Here is a 24306-nt window from a genome sequence, read left to right on the forward strand (position 1 = left end):
CACATTTTGTTGTCTGATTATTGATTTTTGGCGAAACCATTTGATCATATGACAAGATGTGTATCTACCTTAACTTAATGATTTTTACCAAAATCATTAGGGGATTCATCAGGGCAAAGCATGAGTCGAAGAGGAACTGCTTTGATAATGCGGTTGTTGAGAGTTTTTTCCATACACTCAAAACACATATTATTCATGACTTTTACTACAAAACGAGGAAACTGCTAATAAAGCACTATTTGAATATATTGAAATCTATTATAATCGGATACGCCGTCATTCAGGTAATGGCTGGATATCACCTGAACAATATGAACAACACGATAAAATAATAGAGGCGGGCAATGTCTAATATTTTGGCGAGGATCACTCCGATATAAGAAATATATACATATTAAATAAGTAAAGAATGAAATACAATTATTTTATTATTAATTTACGTACAAATCTAAGTGCATACAACTAAAAATCACTCACAATCCATACTTTTTATTTTAGGCAGTTATGCTATATTAATAAAATACCAGAGTACTCGTAAACAAAGTAAAACTCGAGAAAAGGTCAAAAAGCTTTGTAAAGTAGAAGAAATATTGATTATGACTATATCTTCTTAAGAGATATCCGAAGCATTACCGATATTATTGAAAGTAGGTTAAATATAGTGATATTTAAAAAAAACTACTAATGTGGATAATTTAACTGGTTATAAATATGATTAATATTACTAGCAAAAAGCAAATACCTTTCAAAGTCTCAGCTAGAACGGCAAGATTAATTGGTAGGGAAAATATAGCAACATCTAAAGGCGCGATCATAGAGCTAGTTAAAAATGGTTATGATGCTGATAGTAAAATTAGTATTGTCTACTTTGATAATAAATTTTCTGTATTACACAGTGAAATTTCACCATTTTATTATGAAGAGCTGAAAAATCAAATTGAGAATCATTACACAAAATTAATTAATAGCATTTCTATTAATGCTCATAGTGAAAGATTGAAGCAAGAAAAATTTGAGTTTGAACAGCTTTTTTCTCAGTCATATATTCAAAATGAAATGGGAAATTATGTATTAAATAATACAGCCAATGAAGATTCCATAAAAAAATTAAAGCAATATTTATCTATACTTGCTACTTTATATCTTATAGATAGTGGCGAAGGCATGACATTAGATATTATTGAAAAAAATTGGATGGTAATTGGCACAGATAATAAGCATGAAAATTATGTAACAAAATCGGGGAGGATAAAAGCAGGAGCAAAAGGAATAGGTCGTTTTGCTTTAGATAGATTAGGGAACCATTGTGAAATGATTACTGTTTATAATCCTTCATATCATAAAGATTTAATTAATGAGAATGAGGCCGGTTATATATGGCGTGTGAATTGGGAGGATTTTGAGGGATCATCGAAAACAATTGATAATGTCAATGCAGAAATATTTGCACTAAGAGACGCTAATCTTAAAGAATATATCGAGCAGCTATTACCTAAAAGCGTTATTGAGCAATTAGACAAAAATATAAATTTACAGTTTGGAACTATCTTAAAAATAAGTAATTTAAGGGAAACGTGGAATGATTATTATGTAGATCAAGTTTATGCTGACTTAGAAGCGTTAGTTCCTCCAGAAGAGACAGGTGGTTTTCAAATTTATTTATTCAGTTCATTAACTCCGGATAAATATGGTTTAATACCAAGTGTTCTTTGCGATGATTTTGATTACAAAATAATTGCTAAAGCTGATAATAGTCAGAATATAAAAATTAAAATTATTCGTAATGAATATGATGTTGATAGAATACCGCCTGATTTTTTTAATCGAAAAAACTTAACTAAATATCCATATAGACTCGAAGATTTCCAAAAAGGAGAATGGGAATTACAAAAAACATTCTCTCAATTAATGCCAGGATATGAAGATGTTGATAAAGATGGTATTTTTAAATTAATAGGACAATTTGAGTTTAGTTTTTATTTTCTAAAAAAACAAAAAAGTCCAGATGCTGAAAAATTTTTCCATAAAGAAAGTTCACTCGGGTTTAGAAAAAATTGGTTAGCTAAATTTGGTGGAATAAAATTATTTCGTGATAATTTTAGGGTGAGGCCATATGGAGAAGTTAAAGATGTTGCTTTCGATTGGCTAGGATTAGGAATGAGAAAGGCCGCAAGTCCTGCCGGTATAGGGAAAAAAAACGGTGGGTACCGTGTTGAGCCAGATAATATTACTGGTGCCATTAGTATTTCACGTTTAGCGAATATTGACTTTGAGGATAAATCGAGTCGAGAAGGGTTACAAGAAAATAAAACTTTTCTCATTTTTAAACAGTTAATTATTTCTCTAATTAATATTTTTGAAGAAGATAGAGCATATATCGCCAGGGAAATGGTTGACTATAATAATGAAAAATATTCAGAGCAAAGGACAAGGGAAGAAGCTGAAAAAATAGCACAGCGTATATATGAAGAGTCTAAAAAATCTCAAAAAAATGATAATCCGAACATGGCAGATGATAGCCCTGATCAAAAAGAGAAATTCATTTTAGCTGAGTTAAATGCAAAAAAAGATGATGAGATTGAGCGTTTGCGTGAAGAACAAAAATTACTTCGTGGTATGGCAAGTGGAGGAATTGTTCTAGCTGCATTTACACATGAATTAAGCCATCTTAGTAATCAATTGGAATCAAGAGTTAATAAAATTAAGAAATTATTACTAGATAAAATTCCTGAAAATGATTATAAAAATGAGGAAGAAAGAAAAAATCCTTATATTTTACTTGAACGAATGAAAAGCCAAGATTTGAAAATGCATAACTGGCTTAATTTTTCGTTAGGAGCTGCGCGTAAAGATAAAAGAAAACGGAATCAACTGTATTTATCTAGATATTTCCAAGAGTTTAAAAATGATTGGGCAACCGTTTTAAATGAACGCTCTATTGATCTTGATATTAAAGATATCGCAAATATTAATTTGAGAATGTTTGAAATTGATATGGATAGTATTTTTAATAATTTAGTTGTTAATAGCATTGATGCTTTTACTAAATCCAAAAAGTCAAGGGATAGAGTTATAATTATAAAAGCAAAAGAAACATTAAAAGAAATATGTATAGTATATCAAGACAATGGACCGGGATTATCAAAAGATATCTTCAAACATGAAGATATCTTTAAACCTTTATTTACAACAAAAAGAAATCCTGACTCAGGAGAGGAAATAGGTACGGGACTAGGAATGTGGATCATTAAATCAGTAATTGAAGAAAATGATGGTTCTGTTAAGCTTCTATATCCTAATGAAGGTTTTTCTTTGGAAGTTAAACTTCCTGTTAAATATAAAAGATAAAATTATGTATAAGATACTATTTATAGATGAAGAAAAAGAAGTTTTTGATAACTTTCTGGACTATGTTGAGGAAACTGATAGTGACAAAAAATTTCAAGTACTAACAGAATATCCTTTAGAAAGTATAGATGAAATGATTGCAAAAATTATTGATATTTCTCCAGATGTAGTCATTACGGATTTTCAATTAAACGATAAAAAAATAGATGTAACATACAATGTTCCTTACAATGGTGTTAATCTTATAGAAACATTTTTAGATATTAGAGAGGATTTTCCTTGTTTTGTTATAACATCTTTTGATGATGATGCTATTTTAATTTCTAAAGATGTTAATAAAATTTATATTAAAAAGATATTACATGAAAAGGAACAATCAAAAGCTAATTTTCTAGATCGAGTTGAAAAACAAATTCAACACTATAAGTCTAGAATTAAAAAATCAGAACAGCGTCTAGAAGAGCTATTTAATTTACGGAAACAAGAAAAGACTACACTAAAAGAAGAGGAAGAGATTATTGCCTTGGATAGTTTTCTTGAGCACTCTATTAATAAAAAGTATGCTATACCACAACAACTTAAAAATGCTCGAAATAAAGATTATTTGCAGAAAATATTAGAAAAAGCCGATTTATTAATCAGTAGGCTCGAGGGTGATAAATGATTAAATTTAGGACAATAACCCCTATACGAACTTATCAGAAAAAACATAATAATTATAGAGATTATAAGCCATATTTGGCGGATGATTTCCATGGTCGTTGCGGTTATACAGATTGTGTTGACTCTTGGTTTGGAGGTAAACGTAATTTTCATATTGATCATTTCTTACCCAAGAAAAAGTATCCGCACTTAGAAACTGAGTATAGTAATCTAGTTTATGCTTGCTCATATGTTAATATATTAAAATCAGATGATGACGGAAATTATCTAGATCCATGTAATGAAGACTTTAATCTCTATTTTTATAGAGATAATATGGGATGTATTTATCCACAGCAAGAATGTGAGCAAGCTATTTATATGTATAAAAAACTGAAATTATACTTAGCTAGATACTCTATTATCTGGATTCTTGAACAACTTGAGTTGAAATTACAAAAATTATTCTCTTTAAAAGAAAATATCAAAAAAAAAGAAAATATAGATGAAATTAATTCTGTAATCGCTGACTTATCATCCTCATTCTTTGAGTATAAACAATATTTAAATAATAATTTTTGAGCTCAGCGATAGTGAAAAAAGATATTCTAGCATTCTTTAAAAAAAATAAATTGTTTGCTCCTGACGATGTTAATAGTTTAATTGTATCATCTTTTTTAATTTACAATAATTTAACAGTCAAATTTAATCAACTACTAATACAATGTATTCATCATCAAGTTCCACAAAAAAATGAGCTATTAAAAGGCTTGTTAGATATAATTTCGTCCCACCAAAAGCATTTTGATCTTGAGGATCTTATCCAATTATTTGAATTCGTTATTTCTCCTGTTAATCGTATCACAAACGGGGCAGTTTATACGCCACAATTAATTAGACAGTTTATTATCAAAGAAACACTTGCAAAAAAGAATAATAAACTAAATACTCAAACTAAAACTGCAGATATTGCATGTGGATGTGGAGCGTTTTTAATTGACGTCGCTCAACATATGAAGCGCAGCTTTCAATTAACTTATAAAGAAATATACTTTAGAAATATATATGGTATTGATGTAGAAGATTATGCAATCATTAGAGCAAAACTATTATTATCGTTATTGGCATTGACACAGGGCGAAGATGATAATTTTTCTTTTAATCTTTTTATTGGTAATACCCTCTCATTTAATTGGCATGTAAACTTATGTGATTTTCAAGGATTTGATTTTATCTTAGGAAATCCTCCTTATGTTGCTGCTCGACACCTAAGTCAGACAACTAAAAATCTTTTATCAAAGTTTAAAACCTGTCAAGCGGGTAATCCTGACTTATATATACCTTTTTTTCAGATCGGTATTGAAAGCCTCTCACCTTCTGGTGTATTAGGGTTTATTACGATGAATAGTTTCTTTAAGAGTTTAAATGCTAGAGGAATAAGGCAATTTTTTACTGAGAAATTACTAGATTTAAAGATATACGATTTCGGAGCTGAACAAGTTTTTAAATCTCGAAATACATATACTTGTATTTGTATTATTAAGAATAAAATTCACAAGAAAATTAGATATACAAGACTTAGCCCGACTCTTCTTAGCTGCAAGAATATAGCGTTATCTAGTATTGAATATAATAAATTAGACTCATATAAAGGTTGGAATCTAAAAAGTCATAAGTTAATTGAAAAAATTGAAAAAACAGGTAGGCCATTAGGCGAGTTATTTAGAACAAGTCACGGATTGGCTACTTTAAGGAATAATATTTATATATTTAAGTCTATCAAAGAAGATAGCGATTTTTTTTACTTAGAAATGGACAAAACAATCTACCCCATCGAAAAAACAATTTGTTGTGAAGTTATTAATTCGAATAAGTTAAGTAGAACCGTTTCACTAAACCAATTAAAAGAACTGCTTATATTTCCGTATACAAACGAAAAAAAGCCTAAGCTGATCAGTGAAAATGATTTTAAAAAAAATTTCCCTAAAGCCTATGCTTATTTAGAGGCTAACAAAATTGTTTTATCTGAAAGAGATAAAGGTAAAGGAGAATATCCAACGTGGTATGCTTATGGCCGATCTCAAGGATTAGAGCAAGTAGCTTATAAAATGTTTTTTCCTAAATATTCAGATATTACACCTCATTTTCTAATTAACTCTGATAAGCGGCTTTATTTTTATAACGGATTAGCTTTTTTCGGAAAATCAATCAGAGAATTAGCTATTTTGAAAAAAATACTTGAATCGAAAGTTTTTTGGTTTTATATACAGAATACAAGCAAACCATATTCTTCAAATTATTATTCATTGAATGGTACATATATAAAAAATTTTGGGATTTGCACTTTAACTGAAAAAGAAGAAAACTTCATTTTAAAACAAGAAACTAATACCATTTTGAATGAGTTCATAGCAAAAAAATATGATATCAATTTAAATGATTTATAGTCTAAATAAGTTATTTTATATATCTGCTCTCATGCTAAGTCAATTGAGGGGGATCCTCGCCAAAAAAGTGGACAAAAGTCGCCTCTATGATATAAACAAAAATCATAGGAGACAAATATTGTAAATACCCCAAACTCAGTACACAACTAACGTAGAAGGTTCCCCATCCTATTTTAATAATTTATATTCAATAACGTTTATGCTATTTATTTCTTCGATATTTAAACACTGTAACTATCACCTAAAATAGTACAGCAAAAAAGTAGAAAATTCTCTATGATAAAAGTAAAGGGGATTTAATTATGAAAAAAATGACTGAACATCAAATAGTAGCTATTTTAAAAGAAGCTGAAGCCGGTATTCCTGTCAAGGAGCTCTGTCGTAAATATGGCATGGGTAGTTCAACTTTCTATAAATGGCGAGAAAAATACGGCGGAATGGAAACTTCGGACATCAAACGCTTAAAGGAGCTGGAGGCTGAAAACCGTAAGCTTAAACAGATGTTTGCCGAACTGAGCTTAAAATCCCAGCTTCAGGAAGAAATCATAAAAAAGCTTTAGTGCCCACAAAGGCACGTAAAACGTGGGCACAGCAACTACAACAAAATCATTCTATTACTATTGGTATGAGTTGTGCCATTGTTGGCTTAAGCCGTTGTGCTTACTATTATCAACCTAAGTTACTGGATGATACGGTGATTGTTTCGGTGTTGAATGCTATCACAGACCGGCATTTACGGCTGGGGCTTTCCTAAATGCTTTAATCGTATCAGAAAGCTCGGCTATAAATGGAATCATAAACGGGTGTATCGGGTGTATTGTGAATTAAAGCTTAATCTCAGGGTAAAGCGTAAAAAACGTGTCCCCCCACGAACACCAGAAAAGCTATTGGTTCCTAATAAACAAGGTGAAAGCTGGTCAATGGAATTTATGAGTGACAGTAGTCGTAATCAACGTCGCTTTAGGACCTTCAATGTCATCGATGACTTTAATCGTGAGGCGCTAGGCATTGATATTGCAGTAAGCTTACCGGCAGGGAGAATTACCCGTTATTTAGATAAACTGGCCGAATATCATGGGTATCCATTAAAAATACGAGTCGATAATGGACTAGAATTTACAGGAAAAACCTTTATAAACTAGGCTAAATCCCATGATATAGCCATTGATTATATCCAGCCCAGTAGTCCTTATCAAAATGGCTATATTGAACGATTTAATCGTACCTATCGTACTGAAGTACTCGATTTATATCTTTTTAACAACTTAGCACAAGCAAGGAGAATAACCGAAGAATGGTTAACGATTTATAATACCGAAAGACCGCATGAGGCATTAAATAACATGACACCGATTGAGTATAAAACACTAAAACAAACAGCATGATTTTCTACTTGAATCTTGTACTAAGTTTGGGGTATTTACAACACCACTTCACCTGTATATCAATTTGCTATACAATGCATATTCATACTAAATTAAAAAACGGCAATTAAAATGAGAACTGAAACCAAAGAATCGCCTATTAATATTAGAGCTAAGGCATCCCAAAAAGAATTGATTGATATTGCAGCGCATTTACTATCTAAATCACGCACTGATTTTATTTTAGAAGCGGCCTGCTCAAAGGCTGAAGATGTTTTGCTTGATCAGCGTCTTTTTTTAATCGACGATGAACAGATAAATGCCTTCAATCATGCAATCGAAGCCTCTTTTGATAGTAATGAAAAAATTCAAGCTTTGTTGTCACGGAAGTCACCATGGGAAAAATAGAAGCGCCACATTTATTGAATGAACATCATGATTTTACGTCATTTAATTGTGAAGAGTTGTCTTTGAATGAATGGTTGAAGAAAAAATTCTTAAAAAATCAAAAAAGTGGTGCTTCCCGTACATTTGTGATTTGTGACAATAACAAAGTAATCGGCTTTTATTGTTTATCAACTGGAAGTATCCAACATCGACAACTAACATTGAGTAGATTTAAGCGCAATATGCCCGATCCTATTCCGGTTATTATCTTAGGCCGTTTAGCTATTGATAAAAATTACAAAGCAAAAGGATTAGGTGCGGCATTATTAAAAGATGCTATATTACGCTCGAAAGAAGTCTCTAAACAAGTTGGTTCTAGAGCACTATTGGTACATAGCTTAACAGATGAAGCCAATGCGTTTTATATTAAATTTGGCTTTGTTGATTCAGGGATTCAGGAAAGAACAATGCTAATCTCTTTATGGTAATAAAATTGAGCTTAATTGTACATTTTTAAAGCAGCTAAATTTAGGGATACAAATACGGGTACATTTTTCATCTAAATTTTTCAAATCCAGTAACCACAAGAATTCAACCCACATCTTCGATTCCGCGTCCGGGCACCAATTCCAAAAAGAACACCAGCGAAAGCTGGTTTTTTTGTGTCTTAGCCTTTTCCCATAAGCCTTGCAACGTATTTTCTTATCAATCAACTTTCACCAGTGTTAAATCAAGTCAAGTACAATATCGAATACACAGACAGGTAGATTGGCTTCAATAATGGCATGTATCGGTAATATGGCTTTAATGCCTTTATATATTAAGGTTAATAAGCATGACAAGAACGTTACTGACTTAAGTCTATTTTTCCACTTTCTCGCAATTTTAGCTAAATAACGTATAAGTAGAAATTAATAACATTCCCTATTCATTTACCATTCTTTACAAATAATCGTCGTTAATCGGTAGTTAAATTTTACTAAGGTGCTATACTTTGACCGGTAAATTAATCGTTTAGTTTTTTGCGCACTAAAATGGAAAAGTGTAAATAAAACATAAATTTGCTTGAAGGATTGCGCATTATGCTTTATAATATAAAGACACAAGACACAAGACACAAGACACAAGACACAGGCAGCCTTACGTCAAAAATCTATATCAACACACTTTAGCTGATTTATTACACCTAAAGCTTAATTTAAAACTTAGTTTAGTATTCGATTTAGTCTCTCGTTTTTTGCTCAAATTAAAGTGTGATTGCGTATCTAATTTAGGGCAGAGGTTGCTATCTGGTTTAGTATCGCACGTTCGCCAACCCAGCTCCCAACATCATTGTCGACGACAGCTATTATTGGTTAATCGTCCGCCATATATTGTTTTCAATATAAAGCGCTATTTAGCTTTAATACCTTTGTTATTATTACCTTATGCCACTACGACTCGAGCGTTGTCGGTGACTACGGCGCAAGTCATTCATGGTAGTCAGCCCTATTTAACCTCTGATAATGGGATAACTAAAATTACCACGACTGAGGGGCTGTTAGGTATTACGTTATCCGATGGTACCCGCATTACTCCTCAAAATAATACCTCAACCTTAGATAATCCAATAGTGTTACCTAAAGAAAACGAAAGCTTTATTGATATTGCTATGTTGGTGCCACCCGCTGCTGATGCTATCGCTTTGAACACCTTAATTGGCGAGCCTTACAATTATTGGGGGGATGATGATGGAGATACTGACGTTATAGCTACCGGTTCTCTAAGTTTATCTATCGTTGATAAAAGAGGTCAATGGGTATCACGTAGTACTGTGCCAGAGATTTGTAAGGCACCTTATAAGGTTACGTTATCCAGTACTAATGGCACATTAACTACCCGTTACGGAGTTCCTAATAGTAGTAATTTCAATGCAAGTAGTGTGACTTATTTCGTCAATCCTAAGGCTACGCCTGAGGTTTGTTTTTCTCGGCCTGATTTGACTTACGCTTCAGATCGATTTGCAGGTCCGGCTTCGATGTTGGACCCTACTAATGGTTTTCTTTCTCAGTCAACTGACCCATCACGTTATGGTCAAAACTTTCCTACTACTGGTTCTAATGGATTGTACTTTGATTTACTCATTACCGGTAGTAAACAGCTTTTGTCTTGGTCTCCGGTCTCTCAGGGAGGTATCACAGCTACAATGAGTAATTCTACTGCTACAAGCGTACGCGTTACTTTAACTGGTCCTTTCGCTACCGAATCCCAGCAAAATTCGGACAATCCTGGTCTTATTTCTAAACCTACTTTGCCCCAGACATTCGAGTTGGTCGGTCGTGACAGTCGAGGTAATGCTGTCGTTAAATATGGTTTTACTTTGAAGCAGTGGTTCGTCAACCGATCTAAAGATTACAGTCATTCTAAAACCTTATCTTGGTGTAATAGTATTGGTTATCGATTACCTAAGGTAAAGGATTTGACAAATGCATCTTGTACGTCTGATTTTCCATTAACCTTCTGTAGCGGTTTAGTCGGCGCTTCTCCTTCCTCACCTGGTGATTATTACATGCGTTATATAGGTGCGGGCTTTTTCGCGGAGTGGGGCTCTATGGCTTATTATCCAGCCATTGGTCTCAAAGGCCAATGGTACTGGACTAGTGAACCGAGTAATGCTGATGGTGACCTGGCTATAGTGAACGTAGACATAGGTACTGCGCGCTTTGTCAACAACTTTAACACACATAACGCGCTTTGCGCCTATCCTTAGTGCTTAGTCCTTAAGTTGTGGGAGTATATAAGAGGTAATAAAGGATAAACTGCCAATGTAAAGTCGCAGCGGCATGGGCAATCCGAGCCGAAAGAGTTGGCGAGAAAAGAGCGGTAGTTGCTTTAGCGACAACCGCTTACGACCGACAACGCCAACGGTGGTGTTGGCGGCTCGAAAAAAGAGTAATCAGGCATTGTCGAAATAAAATTGAAGAAAATAAGTATTGATATGTCAGTATTTGATAAAGTTGATCTAACTAAAGAGATTTGAATTAGTATTTTTTAATCTGTCATTTTGTAACTAGTATTACTAAACTAGCTTTTTACAAAGTATTTAAATTTTGTATTGTAGACCGAATTTTAATAAAACACTAAATTTTTTTGATAGAAGTTTGGTTAAAACATGAAAGATGTTAACGGAGTAAAAATGCCTTTAAAAAAAGATTAATTTTAAGAATACAAACACAAATACTTTTTTCTACCTAAAATTCCTTATCCCAACTCCTCATATTTTAAGCTATATCTTCATTTCCCATCAGGCACCAATCCTAAAATTATAAAACCTCCTAAAACCACGCTTCAACTATATTTTAGTTGCATGAAATCAAGTTGAAAATTTAATTTTATATTATTAATTTGGTGATTATTTTATTTACACTAACTATAATACATTTAATAAAAATCAATTAGTAAGTGATTATTTATATAAAAAGTTAAGGGTGATACTTAAATTGATCACAACTAAAACATATTTTTGATATAGATTTGCAAATTGAAACTGGCACTAATTTTGCATATTTTTATTTGTTTGGCGGTATCTAACTTTTGTTGCGTTAATGTTAGCAGTCATTTCAATTAAAAATGGTGTGTTAATGTAAATGCCTATGTCACACGTTGATTTTAATTATGGTGCTTTTTGCACTATATCTGTGCGGAAGATGGTAAAAATATGGATTTAATCAAGATTAAATTTTTTTGTTGTAAGAACTAAAATTAAGATATTTTATCAAATTTGTATATTAAAGATATCAAAAATACAATGCTCTTAACTTTGTTTACGTGTGACAAAATAGGTTTAATATAGTTGATAATTAGGATGATTTTATGAGAAATATAAGTAAATATAAACGAAAATTTTTATTGAGTGCTGCACTAATAACGTTGCTCACCAGTGCACAATCGTATGCTGATGGAACGTTAGTTTATTGTGCAGAAGCTTCACCTGAAACATTTAATCCACAGCTTGTGACAAGCGGTATTTCGATGGATGCGGGTGCAGTTCCTGTTTATAATCGTTTGGTGGAATTTAAATTAGGCACTACCGAAATTGAACCTTCTTTAGCTAAATCTTGGGATATTAGCCAAGATGGTCTAACTTATACTTTTCATTTACGTGATGATGTTAAATGGCATAACAGTAAAGAATTTAAACCAACCCGAAATTTAAATGCTGATGATGTTGTTTTTACATTTATGCGACAAAAGGATAAAAATCATCCTTATAACAAAGTTTCTGGTGGCCAATATGAATATTTTGAAAGTATGGGATTACCTAATTTAATTAAAGAGGTTAGAAAGGTTGATGATCATACTGTCGTATTTGAGTTAAGTCAGCCAGAAGCGCCTTTCTTAGCCGATTTAGCGATGTCCTTCGCTTCAATTTTATCAGCAGAATATGCCGATGCTATGCTTAAAAATGGCACACCAGAAAAAGTCGATTTACTACCTATTGGAACCGGCCCATTTACTTTTGTTCAATATCAAAAAGATTCACGAATCCTTTATAAAGCGAACCCAGATTATTTTGGTCCTAAAGCTAAACTTGATCGTTTAGTTTTTTCAATTACACCTGATGCTGCAATGCGTTATGCTAAGTTACAAAAAGGAGAGTGTCATGCAATGCCATTTCCAAATGTAGCGGATGTTGAACGAATGAAATCAGATAATAACATTGTTGTTAAAGAAATGGCAGGGACTAATATTGGCTATTTAGCTTACAATATGGATAAACCACCACTAGATAATTTAAAAGTTCGTCAAGCTCTAAATATGGCTGTCAACAAGGATGCGATCATTAAAGCTGTATTTCAGGGGGCAGCTGAACCAGCTAAAAACTTTATTCCACCATCAATGTGGGGTTATAACGATGCTGTAAAAGATTATCCTTATGATCCTGCACAAGCAAAAGAATTATTAAAATCAGCCGGATTAGAGAACGGGTTTACTATTAATTTATGGGCAATGCCAGTACAACGACCATATAATCCTAATGCGCGCCGTATGGCTGAAATGATTCAAGCGGATTGGGCTAAAATTGGGGTAACTGCTAAAATTGTTAGTTATGAATGGGGAGAGTATCTATCCCGAATTCGTGATGGTGAACATGATGCAGTATTAATGGGATGGTCGGGAGATAACGGTGATCCAGATAACTTTTATTCAGTTTTGATGAGTTGCGATGCGGTTAAATCTGGTTCGAATTATTCACATTGGTGTTATAAACCATTCGATGATTTATTACAACAAGCTCGAATTGAACCAAATCATGAAAAACGGGTTGAACTCTATAAACAAGCACAAGTTGAGATGCATGATCAAGCACCAGCATTAATGATTGCTCACTCAATGGTTTATATGCCGATACGTAAAGAGGTTAAAGGCTATATAATGGATCCTTTAGCATTACATAACTTCAACCAAGTTGCTCTTGAAAAATAGCATTCCTAGCGATTAACCTCTATTATGCGGTTAATCGCTGCGTTGGGTTTTACCTAATTTAATATTATCAATATATTATTTTATAACAATAAAAAGTTTATCTATTTGATAGACAATAATTTAGAAGCAATACTACTTAAGAGCCACTACATGTTTCGATTTCTTTTAAAGCGGTTAGGTATACTTATTCCGACTTTTATCAGTATTACACTGCTGACTTTTATTTTCGTTCACCTTATTCCTGGTGATCCCATTACCGTTCTTGCCGGAGAGCGAGGTTTATCGCCAGAACGTCATGCCGAATTAATGACTCAATTAGGTTTAGATAAACCGCTATATGAGCAATATTTTCAATACATTATTGGAATGCTGCATGGTGATTTAGGGATCTCGTTTAAAAGCCAAATTCCAGTTTGGGAGGAATTTGTTCCTCGATTTAAAGCAACTTTTGAGCTTGGATTTTGTGCGATGGTGTTTGCGATTAGTTTTGGGATTCCAATTGGCGTGCTTGCGGCAGTGAAACGTGGATCAATATTTGATCACACCGCTATAGGTTTGTCTTTAACGGGATATTCCATGCCGATTTTTTGGTGGGGAATGATGCTTATTATGTTGGTCTCTGTACACTTAAATTTAACCCCAGTATCAGGTCGTGTCAGCGATATGCTTTTTTTAGATGAAAGTCAACCTTTAACCGGATTTATGTTAATTGATACTTTTTTATGGGGAGAAAAGGAAGATTTTATTGATGCTGTTACTCACTTAATTTTACCATCCATTGTATTAGGTACTATCCCATTAGCAGTAATTGTGCGTATGACCCGTTCTTCTATGTTAGAAGTGTTGAGTGAAGACTATATCCGAACAGCACGAGCGAAAGGAGTTAGCCGACTGCGAATCATTCTTATCCATGCGTTACGTAATGCGATGATTCCTGTAATTACCGTTATCGGTTTACAAGTTGGTTCTATGCTTGCTGGCGCAATATTGACCGAAACTGTCTTTTCATGGCCAGGAATTGGTCGTTGGTTAATTGAAGCACTACAACGTCGAGATTACCCAGTTGTGCAAAGTGGTGTTTTGATTGTTGCAGGCATGATTATTTTGGTGAATTTATTGGTTGATATGTTGTACGGTGTTATCAATCCCCGTATAAGACATAAATAAGAGTGTGTTTACAGATGAATAAACAGGTTATTACTGAAGCCACTAATGAGCAAGACACAAGTTTGGTGGTACCTCAACCATTAACCCCTTTACGTGAATTTTGGTTTTATTTTTCACAAAATAAAGGAGCTTTAGTTGGTTTGATCTTTATTGCGATTGTTATATTACTTGCTATTTTGGCTAATTTTATTGCGCCGCATTCACCTTCTGAACAATTTAGAGATGCATTATTAGCGCCCCCAGTTTGGATGGATGGCGGGAGTTGGCAATTTATTTTAGGCACTGATGATGTGGGTCGAGATATCTTATCTAGACTTATTTATGGTGCACGTTTATCGCTGCTAGTCGGCTGTTTGGTTGTTATTATTTCGCTGATTTTAGGAATTACATTGGGATTGATTGCGGGTTATGTTGGTGGCTTTGTCGATAATATAATTATGCGTGCTGTCGATATCATGCTTGCCTTACCTAGCTTATTACTTGCACTTGTTTTAGTTGCAATATTTGGTCCCTCTATTGTTAATGCTTCTATGGCATTAGCATTTGTCGCGTTACCACATTATGTCCGCTTAACGCGCGGAGCGGCGTTAGCTGAAATTAATAAAGATTATGTTATTGCTTCCCGTGTTGCCGGCGCTGGCGCCTTACGGCAGATGTTTATAAATATTTTACCAAACTGTTTAGCGCCATTAATTGTTCAAGCTTCATTAGGATTTTCAAATGCAATTTTAGATATGGCAGCATTAGGCTTTTTGGGAATGGGAGCACAGCCACCGACACCTGAATGGGGAACAATGCTTGCTGATGTATTGCAATTTGCACAATCTGCATGGTGGGTTGTTACCTTCCCAGGTTTAGTCATTTTAATGACAGTGTTAGCTTTTAACTTAATGGGCGACGGTTTGCGAGATGCGCTTGATCCCAAATTGAAACAGTAATGGAGATTCAGTCATGGCACTATTAGAAGTAAAAGAATTATCTGTTCAATTTGGTGGATTTAAAGCAGTAGATCACATTAGTTATGATGTTGAACAAGGACAAGTGGTTGGCATTGTAGGAGAATCAGGATCAGGAAAATCAGTGAGTTCACTAGCCATAATGGGATTAATTGATTATCCGGGTAAAGTTAATGCAAATGCATTACATTTTGACGGTAAAGATCTTCAACAGATCTCAGCTAAAATGCGTCGTAATATTGTGGGTGCAGATGTGGCGATGATCTTTCAAGATCCAATGACAAGTTTAAATCCATGTTTTACCATAGGTTATCAAATCATTGAAACACTAAAAATCCATCAAGGTGGTAGGAAAAAAGCACTCAAAGCAAGAGCAATTGAGTTACTTAAATTAGTCGGTATTCCTGATGCTGAAAATCGACTCAATGTTTATCCTCATCAGTTATCTGGCGGGATGAGTCAGCGAGTAATGATTGCAATAGCGATTGCATGTAATCCCAAACTGTTAATTGCTGATGAACCAACCACAGCACTGGATGTAACAATTCAAGGACAAATTATTGAGTTATTGCTTGATTTGCAACGCAAAAATAATATGGCATTAGTTCTCATTACTCATGATTTGGCCTTAGTTTCAGAGGCTGCGCAAAAAATTATTGTCATGTATGCTGGACAGGTAGTTGAAATAGGTGATGCGGAGATCATTTTTAAAGTTCCACTACACCCTTACACACAAGCACTATTACGCTCGCTTCCTGAATTTACTCAAGATAAACAGCGGTTAGCATCGTTAGCGGGTGTTGTTCCGGGGAAATATGATCGGCCAATGGGCTGTTTACTTAATCCTCGATGTCCTTATGCTACCGAACGTTGTTATACTGAGGAGCCAGCATTGATAAGTTACTCTCAAACCAGGCAAGTAAAATGTCATTATCCACTATCGAGCGAAGGAATACCACAATATGAACAATAATATGGAAAATAACGAATTATTGCTTGATGCCCGAAACTTGACAAAATATTATCATGTTAAAACTGGTTTTTTTTCTGAACCTAAACAAGTTAAGGCTGTTGATGGTGTATCTTTTACGTTAGGTAAAGCCAAAACACTTGCAATTGTTGGTGAATCAGGCTGTGGCAAATCCTCATTAGCAAGATTATTGACAATGATTGAAAAACCCACATCGGGAGAACTTTATTTTAAAGATCAGAATCTTTTAGATAATGATTTAAAAGCGCAAAAATTGCATCGCCAAAAGATTCAAATTGTTTTCCAAAATCCATATTCATCATTGAATCCACGCAAAAAAATTGGCTCTATTCTAGAAGAGCCACTCATTATCAATACGGATTTAACTGCAAGTGATCGTAAAGCAAAAGTGTTAGCAATGATGCAAAAAGTTGGATTAAAGGAAGAGTTTTATAACCGTTATCCACATATGTTTTCAGGCGGACAGCGACAACGTATTGCTATCGCAAGGGGATTAATGCTTGATCCTGAAATCGTGGTTGCTGACGAACCTGTTTCTGCATTAGATGTTTCTGTGCGCGCACAAGTGCTAAATTTGATGATGGATCTACAACAAGAACTCGGTTTATCTTATATTTTTATCTCTCATGATCTTTCTGTCGTTGAACATATTGCTGATGAGGTAATGGTGATGTATTTAGGTCGCTGTGTTGAACAAGGACAAAAAGATGAAATCTATGGTAATCCTGAACATCCATACACGCAGGCATTATTATCAGCAACACCTAGATTAAATCCCGATCTTAGACGTGAAAGGATTAAATTAGAAGGAGAATTACCAAGCCCACTTAATCCTCCTTTAGGTTGTGCTTTCAATGCTCGATGCCGTTTAGCGTTTTCACGCTGCACAATTGAACAACCGCAACTTATCAATTATAACGGTCATAAAATTGCGTGTTTCTGTACAGAAAAAAGATAATAAAGGTGACAGTGAATTCTGTCACCGTATACTGTAATAAATCTATTTATTGTATTGTTTAATGATATAAACATGTTGTTGGTAAAAGTCATAAATTAACAGCTAATAATCAGCGAACTAGCAATTTAATACATTAGAAAGCAGCAGCATATCCCAATATTTTGTATAATTTTCACCTCTTTCCTGATAACAAATTGTGATATTTATGGTTTTGTGTTAGTTTCATACTCATCACTCACATAAAAATAGGTATTGGTTTATCCAAGGTTTACTTATGTCAAATTCATCTGCAAAAAAAGTGGCTTTTGCTGCTTTTATTGGTACTACTATTGAATGGTATGATTTTTATATCTATGCGTTAGCATCGGTATTGATTTTTGGTCAGCTATTTTTTCCATCTGATAACGAGTTTGTACAAATTTTAGGGGCGTTTGCTACCTTTGCAGTAGGTTTTTTATCCCGTCCTTTAGGTGCTATGTTATTTGGCCATATTGGTGACCGTTTAGGGCGTAAAAAATCACTTATTATCACTTTGCTTTTAATGGGGACGGCGACCACTTTTGTTGGGTTATTACCGTCTTATCAACAAGCAGGTATTTTGGCACCAACGTTATTGGTTGCGTTGCGAATTTTACAAGGTGTTGCTGTTGGTGGTGAGTGGGGTGGTGCCGTATTGATGACGAATGAACATGCGCCGAAAGGGTTGAAAAACTTCTTTTCATCCTTTGCTCAGTGGGGAAGCCCAGCAGGCAATATTTTAGCATTACTGGTTTTTTCTTATATTATTCGTTTACCTGTTAATGAACTGATTGATAGTGGTTATTGGCGTATTCCTTTTTTAGCCAGTGCTATTTTGTTAATTATTGGCATTATTGCCAGAGTGACGTTAACCGAATCGCCAGTTTTTGTTGAAGCATCTAAAAAACAAGCAGACTTAAAGCAAGAGTCAGCACCGATTATTGAAGTATTTAAAAAAGCATTGCCATTATTACTATTAGCGATTGGTGCTAATGTGCTGTCATTTAGTGGCATCTTTTCCAATACCTTAATGATTGGTTATACTACTTTGGTACTTGGTGTCGAAAAATCAGTGATAGTTGATGCACTGTTTTGGATCGCTATTGTCCATTTTGTTGCTCAACCGTTTATCTCTTATTGGTCAGAAAAATTCTCGGCAACACGCTTTTTGATTTGTACAGCAATGTTGGCAATGGCATCGGTATTCTTGTTATTCCCGATTATAAATTCAGGCACAAAAACCAGTTTTATTATTGGGATTTCGTTAAATGTGATTTGTTACAGCGGCTTTTATGGTGTAATAGCAGGGTACTTAAGTCGCATTTTCCCTGCCAGAATGCGTTATACTGGGCTCTCAATGAGTTATCAAGGGTGTGCGGCTATTTTTGGTAGCTTAATTCCGATGATAGGTGGTTATGTTATTTATACCTTCAAAAGTTTTTGGTTACCCTTAGCCTTGTTTTATTGCGGTTTAGCACTGATATCCATTATCTGCATCTACTTGATAAGCAAATATCGTTATTATGATGAATAATAAGGTCAATATATGAAAACCGTTTTATCAATTCAGTCCAATGTTGTTTATGGTTATGCCGGTAATAAAGTGGCGACGCTAGCGATGCAATTACAAGGTGTCGAAGTGATGCCAATACACACCGTTCAGTTATCGAGTAATACGGTTTATCCACATTATGACGGCATTGTGCTGGGCGCTCAGCAAATCACTCGAATCGTCAATAGTTTGGAAAAAATTGGCGTATTGTCATCCATTGACGCCATTATTTCGGGCTATATTGGGCTTGCCGAACAAGGTGAAGAGATCCTTGAGGCCGTAAAAAAGATAAAATTTTATAATCCTAATGCGATTTATGTTTGCGATCCGGTGATGGGGGGCGATATCAATAAAGGCAGTTCCTTGCCACAAAATATTATTGATTTCTTCACTAAGCAAGCAATCAAATACGCTGACTTTATTACACCTAATTTATTAGAATTACAGATATTATCGAATCTGGAAATCAAAACCTTTAACGATGTGCTTAACGCAATAAAAACACTGCAAAATAAGCCGATTCAAGCCATATTGGTTAAAAATCTGCTACATGCCGGTAAAACGACGGAATTATTTGAAATGATTTTAGCCACACCATCGCAAAGCTATCATCTGGCTCGACCATTATATGATTTTCCACACCGTCCATTAGGCGTTGGGGATTTAATCTGTAGCCTATTTACAGCCCATTTAGTCAATGGACAATCCCAATTAACCGCCTTTGAACTGGCCGCCAATGCCGCCAATCACGTTCTCGACATCACCAAACAAAAAAATGTCCAAGAGCTGGCGATTATCGATGCTCAGCAGTGGATTAAACAGCCGGATTTGAAGTATCGTGGGACACCGCTAGCATTATAAGGCAATTCAGATCGGTATTATTGTCATTGGCCATAATCATTTTAGCTGCAAAATTTAAATAACTTATTATTGGCATAGAAAATGCTTTCCTCAAAATGTTACTGTTAACAATTGAGGAACATTTAAAATGTGGAAAAGATACCCAATATTATTAAGTTTATTGCTTATTAGCCAATTATCTCGCGCTGCTGATATACCGCTATCCAATACAGGAAAGTACTGTGATACCCCTTCCCGTTGTCTTAACCCGATAGCGACCAATGTTATGGTAACGTCCCCCAATTATTTAGCGACTCAAGCTGGAATTGATGTATTACGCAAAGGAGGCAATGCGGTTGATGCAACGATTGCCGTATCCTCAACACTTGCTGTTGTTTATCCTCAAATGAATACCATTGGTGGCGATAACTTTTGGTTAATTTACAACGCTAAAACCAAAGAACTAAAAGGACTAAATACTGTGCGTCGGTTTGCAACAATCGGTCTAATCGATATTGATTAGATATTCCGAAAGATTATTTTGTACGTCAAAAAATAAAAATAGCTATAAAATTAGACAAAATTTGCGATAATAAAAAAGAGAAAGGGATATAACGTCAATGGAGATAGTGCTTGATGATAATAATTAAAGAGCAATCGAATTTTGGTTTTCTCGCTGAACACGATCCACTATTTGTCGAATTAGCGTGTACAGCAGAGCGAGCATTTAGTAGTGATCCTAATACCACATTAATGAAATTACGGCAATTGGCTGAAGCAATGGCACAACATATTGCTGCCAAGGCTGGTATTGAATTTAATGAACGCACTTCGCAGTCTGATTTGTTGTATAAGATTAGTAATGAACTCAAATTAGACCCCATTATCCGTAATCTTTTTCATACTTTACGTATTGAAGGGAATAAAGCTACTCATCAATTTAAAACCAAGCACAAAGAAGCAAAAGATGGACTCTTAGTTGCTTACAAATTAGCGATATGGTTTCACCAATCTTTTAGTCAAGCTGGTGTGCAATTTAAACCAGGACCTTTCAAACCACTTGCTGATCCTAGCGAGCACTTGCGCAGTTTACAGTCAGAAATCAGTAAACTTAAAATAGAACTAGAACAAGCCAATATTGAACTCAATTCCAGTCAACAATTTAATGAATTACTCGCTAAAGAAAAGACTGAATTTGAAACCTTAGCTTTAAAAATGGATGAAGAGGCGCGATCCCTATTTCAACAGGCCCAAGAAAATGAGGCAATTTTACTCAAACAACAGAAAGAATATGAATTAAAGATTAAGGATTTACAACAAGCACTTGCTCTACAAGATGTAAAAGCTCAAAAAGTATCTCGTAATACAATAAGTAAGAAAGCTAAGAAAGCAAGTCAACAAATAGAATTAAGCGAAGAACTCACTCGAATTTTAATTGATATGCAGCTTATTGAAGCGGGTTGGCAAGCTGACACCGAACAGTTAAATTATAAAAAGGGTACTCGCCCAGAAAAAAATAAATATTTAGCCATTGCCGAATGGCCGACAGAACATAAAGGCGAAAAAGGATGGGCTGATTATGTTTTATTTGCGGGATTAACACCAATTGCAGTTGTTGAAGCTAAGAAAAAGAATAAAAATGTTTCTGGAAAAATTGGTCAAGCTGAACGTTATAGTAAAGGCTTCCAAGTATTACCACCATTGATTGGTGCCTGGGAACTTGAAAAAAGAACGATTGCTTGGCCTGATGAATCAGATTGCCACTACAAAATTCCTTTTGTTTATTCTTGTAATGGTCGTCCATACATTCAACAATTAGCTGAACAGTCAGGAACATGGTTTCGTGATGTTCGTGATGGCGCCAATTTAAAGCGTCCTTTATTATCCTTTCATTCACCACAAGGACTCTTAGATCTACTTAATCGTAGTCGAGAAAACGCTGAACAACAACTAAAACAAGAACCATTTGCCTATTTGCAATTAAGGGATTATCAAGAAAAAGCAATTGTTGCGACAGAAAATACCCTTTCCAAGGGGATACGAACCGCTTTACTTGCTATGGCAACAGGAACAGGTAAAACTCGAACAATTATAGGTTTGATATACCGCTTTTTAAAAACTGAACGATTTAAACGAATTCTATTTTTAGTTGATCGTACCGCTTTAGGAAATCAAGCAATAGATTCTTTTAATGAAGCCCCGTTAGAACAAAACCTTACTTTATCTAAAATTTATAACTTAGCCGAGCTTGGTTCTATGGCTACTGAAGCTGAAACACGAATACAAGTGGCAACCGTGCAAGCAATGGTCAAACGCATTTTTATGAGCGATAATCCACCTTTAATCGATCAGTTTGATTGTATTATAATTGACGAGGCGCACCGTGGTTATACATTAGATCAAGAGATGACAGAAGGTGAAATGGCAATACGTGACGCCACGCAATATTTATCAAGTTATCGTCGAGTATTAGATTATTTTGATGCGGTAAAAATTGCGCTAACGGCAACACCCGCAAAACATACTAGCGATATTTTTGGTAAGCCTGTTTATATTTATTCATATCGAGAAGCTGTTGCCGATGACTGGTTAATTGATCATGAACCGCCAATACGTTACCAAACTTTATTAACACAAAATGGTATTACGTTCACCAAAGGTGAAAAAGTCAGTGCCATCAATACGCAAACCGGTGAAGTTGAAACCGCTGAATTAGAAGATGAGCTTAATTTTGAAGTCGACGCGTTTAATCGTCGGGTTATAAATGAAAACTTTAACCGAGTAATTTGCGAACAATTGGTGAATGAACTCGATCCGTTTGGTGAAGAAAAAACATTAATCTTCTGTGCTACCGATCTGCATGCAGATATGGTTAAACGCTTATTAGATGATGCATTTAAGAATCTCTATAATGGTGAATATAATCAAGCAGCTGTCGCTAAAATTACCGGGCAGAGTGATAAAGTTAATCAATTAATCAAACAATTTAAAAATGAACGCTATCCAAATATAGCTATCACTGTTGATTTATTAACAACGGGTATTGATGTGCCTAAGATTTGTAATTTAGTCTTTATGCGCCGAGTCAAATCCCGTATCTTATATGAACAAATGATTGGTCGCGCAACAAGACGATGTGATAGTATAGGTAAAACGGTATTTCGAATATATGATCCGGTTGATATTTATGCCGCACTAAAAGACGTTAATACTATGCAACCGTTAGTTAAAGATCCTAATATCCCCCTTGAACAATTAATTGAGGAACTAAGTGATCCTAAATTATTAGCTAAAGCATTACAAACACCTGGCGATATGGCGGGTGAAACTTATGCTGATGTAATTTTAAATCAATTAAATCAAAAATTAATGCGAATCTTGCGTAAGGCAGAGCAAAAAGCAGAAAATAAACCTGAATTAAGACAAAAGTTAGATGAATTACAAACCTTATGGGATGTTGAACCGAAAAAACTACATAATTATTTACATGAAATTGGTCCTGAATCTGCTGCGAATTTTATCAAACAACATCATGGGTTAATTAATCAATTAAATGAAGTCAATCGATTGCTAGGTAGTGAACGTTTACCACTCATTTCTCAACATGAAGATCATCTTCGAGAACGCTCGCAAAGTTATGGCTCTCACCAAAGACCCGAGGATTATTTAGACAGTTTTAATCATTTCATTCATAATCAATTAAATGAAAGTGCTGCGTTGTCTGTGGTTGTTAACCGCCCACGTGATTTAACCCGTGCGCAATTGAAAGAAGTTAAACTGTTATTGGATGGTGCAGGTTATTCGGAAGCTAATTTACGCACTGCCGTACGCAATCAAACTAATCAAGATATTGCAGCGAGTATTATTGGTTATATCCGACGTGCTGCCTTGGGCGAACCATTAATTCCTTTTGAACAACGTGTTAAACAAGCCATGCAACAAATCTACCAAAGCCATAGTTGGACACCGGCTCAACGCAATTGGTTAGATCGTTTAGCCAAACAAATTATCTTTGAGATCGTTATTGATAAAGAATTTATTAATCAACGCTTTACTGATAGTGGTGGTGCTAAGCAGCTTGATAAAATATTGGGCAATCAACTTGATACGGTATTAGATGAATTAAGCGAGGCTATTTGGTCAGCACTTACCGCATAATATAGCAAAGTC

At 34.6% G+C, this 24306-nt stretch carries 16 protein-coding genes and 2 pseudogenes; all 18 read left to right on the top strand.

All coding sequences use genetic code 11. The features are described 5' to 3' along the window. Nucleotides 1–114: 114 nt before the first annotated feature. A pseudogene (locus J3U57_RS10750) lies at nt 115–352 on the top strand (IS3 family transposase); the annotation flags it as partial. Nucleotides 353–711: 359 nt separating this feature from the next. Next, entirely contained in the window at nt 712–3348 is a 2637-nt protein-coding gene (locus J3U57_RS10755) for an ATP-binding protein (protein ID WP_065613615.1), read from the top strand. Between the two features lie 4 nt (nt 3349–3352). Beyond that, nucleotides 3353–4012 (top strand): hypothetical protein, encoded by a 660-nt coding sequence (locus J3U57_RS10760; RefSeq protein WP_065613796.1) that lies wholly within the window; start codon nt 3353–3355, stop codon nt 4010–4012. Next, nucleotides 4009–4572, top strand: a complete 564-nt coding sequence (locus J3U57_RS10765) for a hypothetical protein (protein ID WP_065613613.1) — start codon at nt 4009–4011, stop codon at nt 4570–4572. The genes J3U57_RS10760 and J3U57_RS10765 overlap by 4 nt, the downstream gene beginning before the upstream one ends. Before the next feature lie 11 nt (nt 4573–4583). Beyond that, nucleotides 4584–6437, top strand: a complete 1854-nt coding sequence (locus J3U57_RS10770) for an HsdM family class I SAM-dependent methyltransferase (protein ID WP_065613611.1) — start codon at nt 4584–4586, stop codon at nt 6435–6437. Between the two features lie 302 nt (nt 6438–6739). Beyond that, nucleotides 6740–7822: pseudogene (locus tag J3U57_RS10775) on the top strand (IS3 family transposase). A gap of 111 nt (nt 7823–7933) precedes the next feature. Further along, the gene (locus J3U57_RS10780) at nt 7934–8209 is read left to right on the top strand and encodes a DUF1778 domain-containing protein (protein ID WP_065561594.1); all 276 of its coding nucleotides are present in this window, start codon (nt 7934–7936) and stop codon (nt 8207–8209) included. Next, the gene (locus J3U57_RS10785) at nt 8206–8676 is read left to right on the top strand and encodes a GNAT family N-acetyltransferase (protein WP_370545641.1); all 471 of its coding nucleotides are present in this window, start codon (nt 8206–8208) and stop codon (nt 8674–8676) included. The genes J3U57_RS10780 and J3U57_RS10785 overlap by 4 nt, the downstream gene beginning before the upstream one ends. Before the next feature lie 794 nt (nt 8677–9470). Continuing rightward, nucleotides 9471–10937, top strand: coding sequence for a hypothetical protein (locus J3U57_RS10790; RefSeq protein WP_267344760.1), 1467 nt, complete (start codon nt 9471–9473; stop codon nt 10935–10937). Between the two features lie 1103 nt (nt 10938–12040). Beyond that, the gene (locus J3U57_RS10795; RefSeq protein ID WP_323849468.1) at nt 12041–13654 is read left to right on the top strand and encodes an ABC transporter substrate-binding protein; all 1614 of its coding nucleotides are present in this window, start codon (nt 12041–12043) and stop codon (nt 13652–13654) included. Nucleotides 13655–13804: 150 nt separating this feature from the next. Continuing rightward, nucleotides 13805–14821: a dipeptide ABC transporter permease DppB gene (gene dppB, locus J3U57_RS10800; protein ID WP_267344759.1), complete on the top strand. Its 1017-nt coding sequence runs from the start codon at nt 13805–13807 to the stop codon at nt 14819–14821. Nucleotides 14822–14835: 14 nt separating this feature from the next. Beyond that, nucleotides 14836–15759 (top strand): dipeptide ABC transporter permease DppC, encoded by a 924-nt coding sequence (dppC, locus tag J3U57_RS10805; protein ID WP_141671486.1) that lies wholly within the window; start codon nt 14836–14838, stop codon nt 15757–15759. 13 nt (nt 15760–15772) lie between these two features. Continuing rightward, on the top strand, nt 15773–16750 hold the full coding sequence (gene dppD / locus J3U57_RS10810) for a dipeptide ABC transporter ATP-binding protein (RefSeq protein WP_267344757.1): 978 nt from the start codon (nt 15773–15775) through the stop codon (nt 16748–16750). Beyond that, nucleotides 16740–17726 (top strand): peptide ABC transporter ATP-binding protein, encoded by a 987-nt coding sequence (locus tag J3U57_RS10815; RefSeq protein WP_267344756.1) that lies wholly within the window; start codon nt 16740–16742, stop codon nt 17724–17726. Before dppD ends, J3U57_RS10815 begins: the two co-directional genes overlap by 11 nt. Before the next feature lie 274 nt (nt 17727–18000). Next, a complete protein-coding gene (locus tag J3U57_RS10820; protein ID WP_267344755.1) occupies nt 18001–19278 on the top strand; it encodes an MFS transporter in 1278 nt (425 codons plus the stop codon). A 12-nt stretch (nt 19279–19290) separates the two neighbouring features. Next, complete coding sequence (gene pdxY, locus J3U57_RS10825; RefSeq protein ID WP_267344753.1) at nt 19291–20157, top strand: pyridoxal kinase PdxY; 867 nt, start codon at nt 19291–19293, stop codon at nt 20155–20157. Between the two features lie 127 nt (nt 20158–20284). Then, nucleotides 20285–20659, top strand: a complete 375-nt coding sequence (locus J3U57_RS10830; RefSeq protein ID WP_267344752.1) for a gamma-glutamyltransferase — start codon at nt 20285–20287, stop codon at nt 20657–20659. Nucleotides 20660–20772: 113 nt separating this feature from the next. Next, the gene (gene hsdR / locus J3U57_RS10835) at nt 20773–24294 is read left to right on the top strand and encodes a type I restriction-modification system endonuclease (protein WP_267344751.1); all 3522 of its coding nucleotides are present in this window, start codon (nt 20773–20775) and stop codon (nt 24292–24294) included. The last annotated feature ends 12 nt before the right edge of the window (nt 24295–24306 follow it).

The organism is Gilliamella sp. B3464 (genome assembly GCF_026536145.1).
Taxonomy (GTDB): domain Bacteria; phylum Pseudomonadota; class Gammaproteobacteria; order Enterobacterales; family Orbaceae; genus Gilliamella.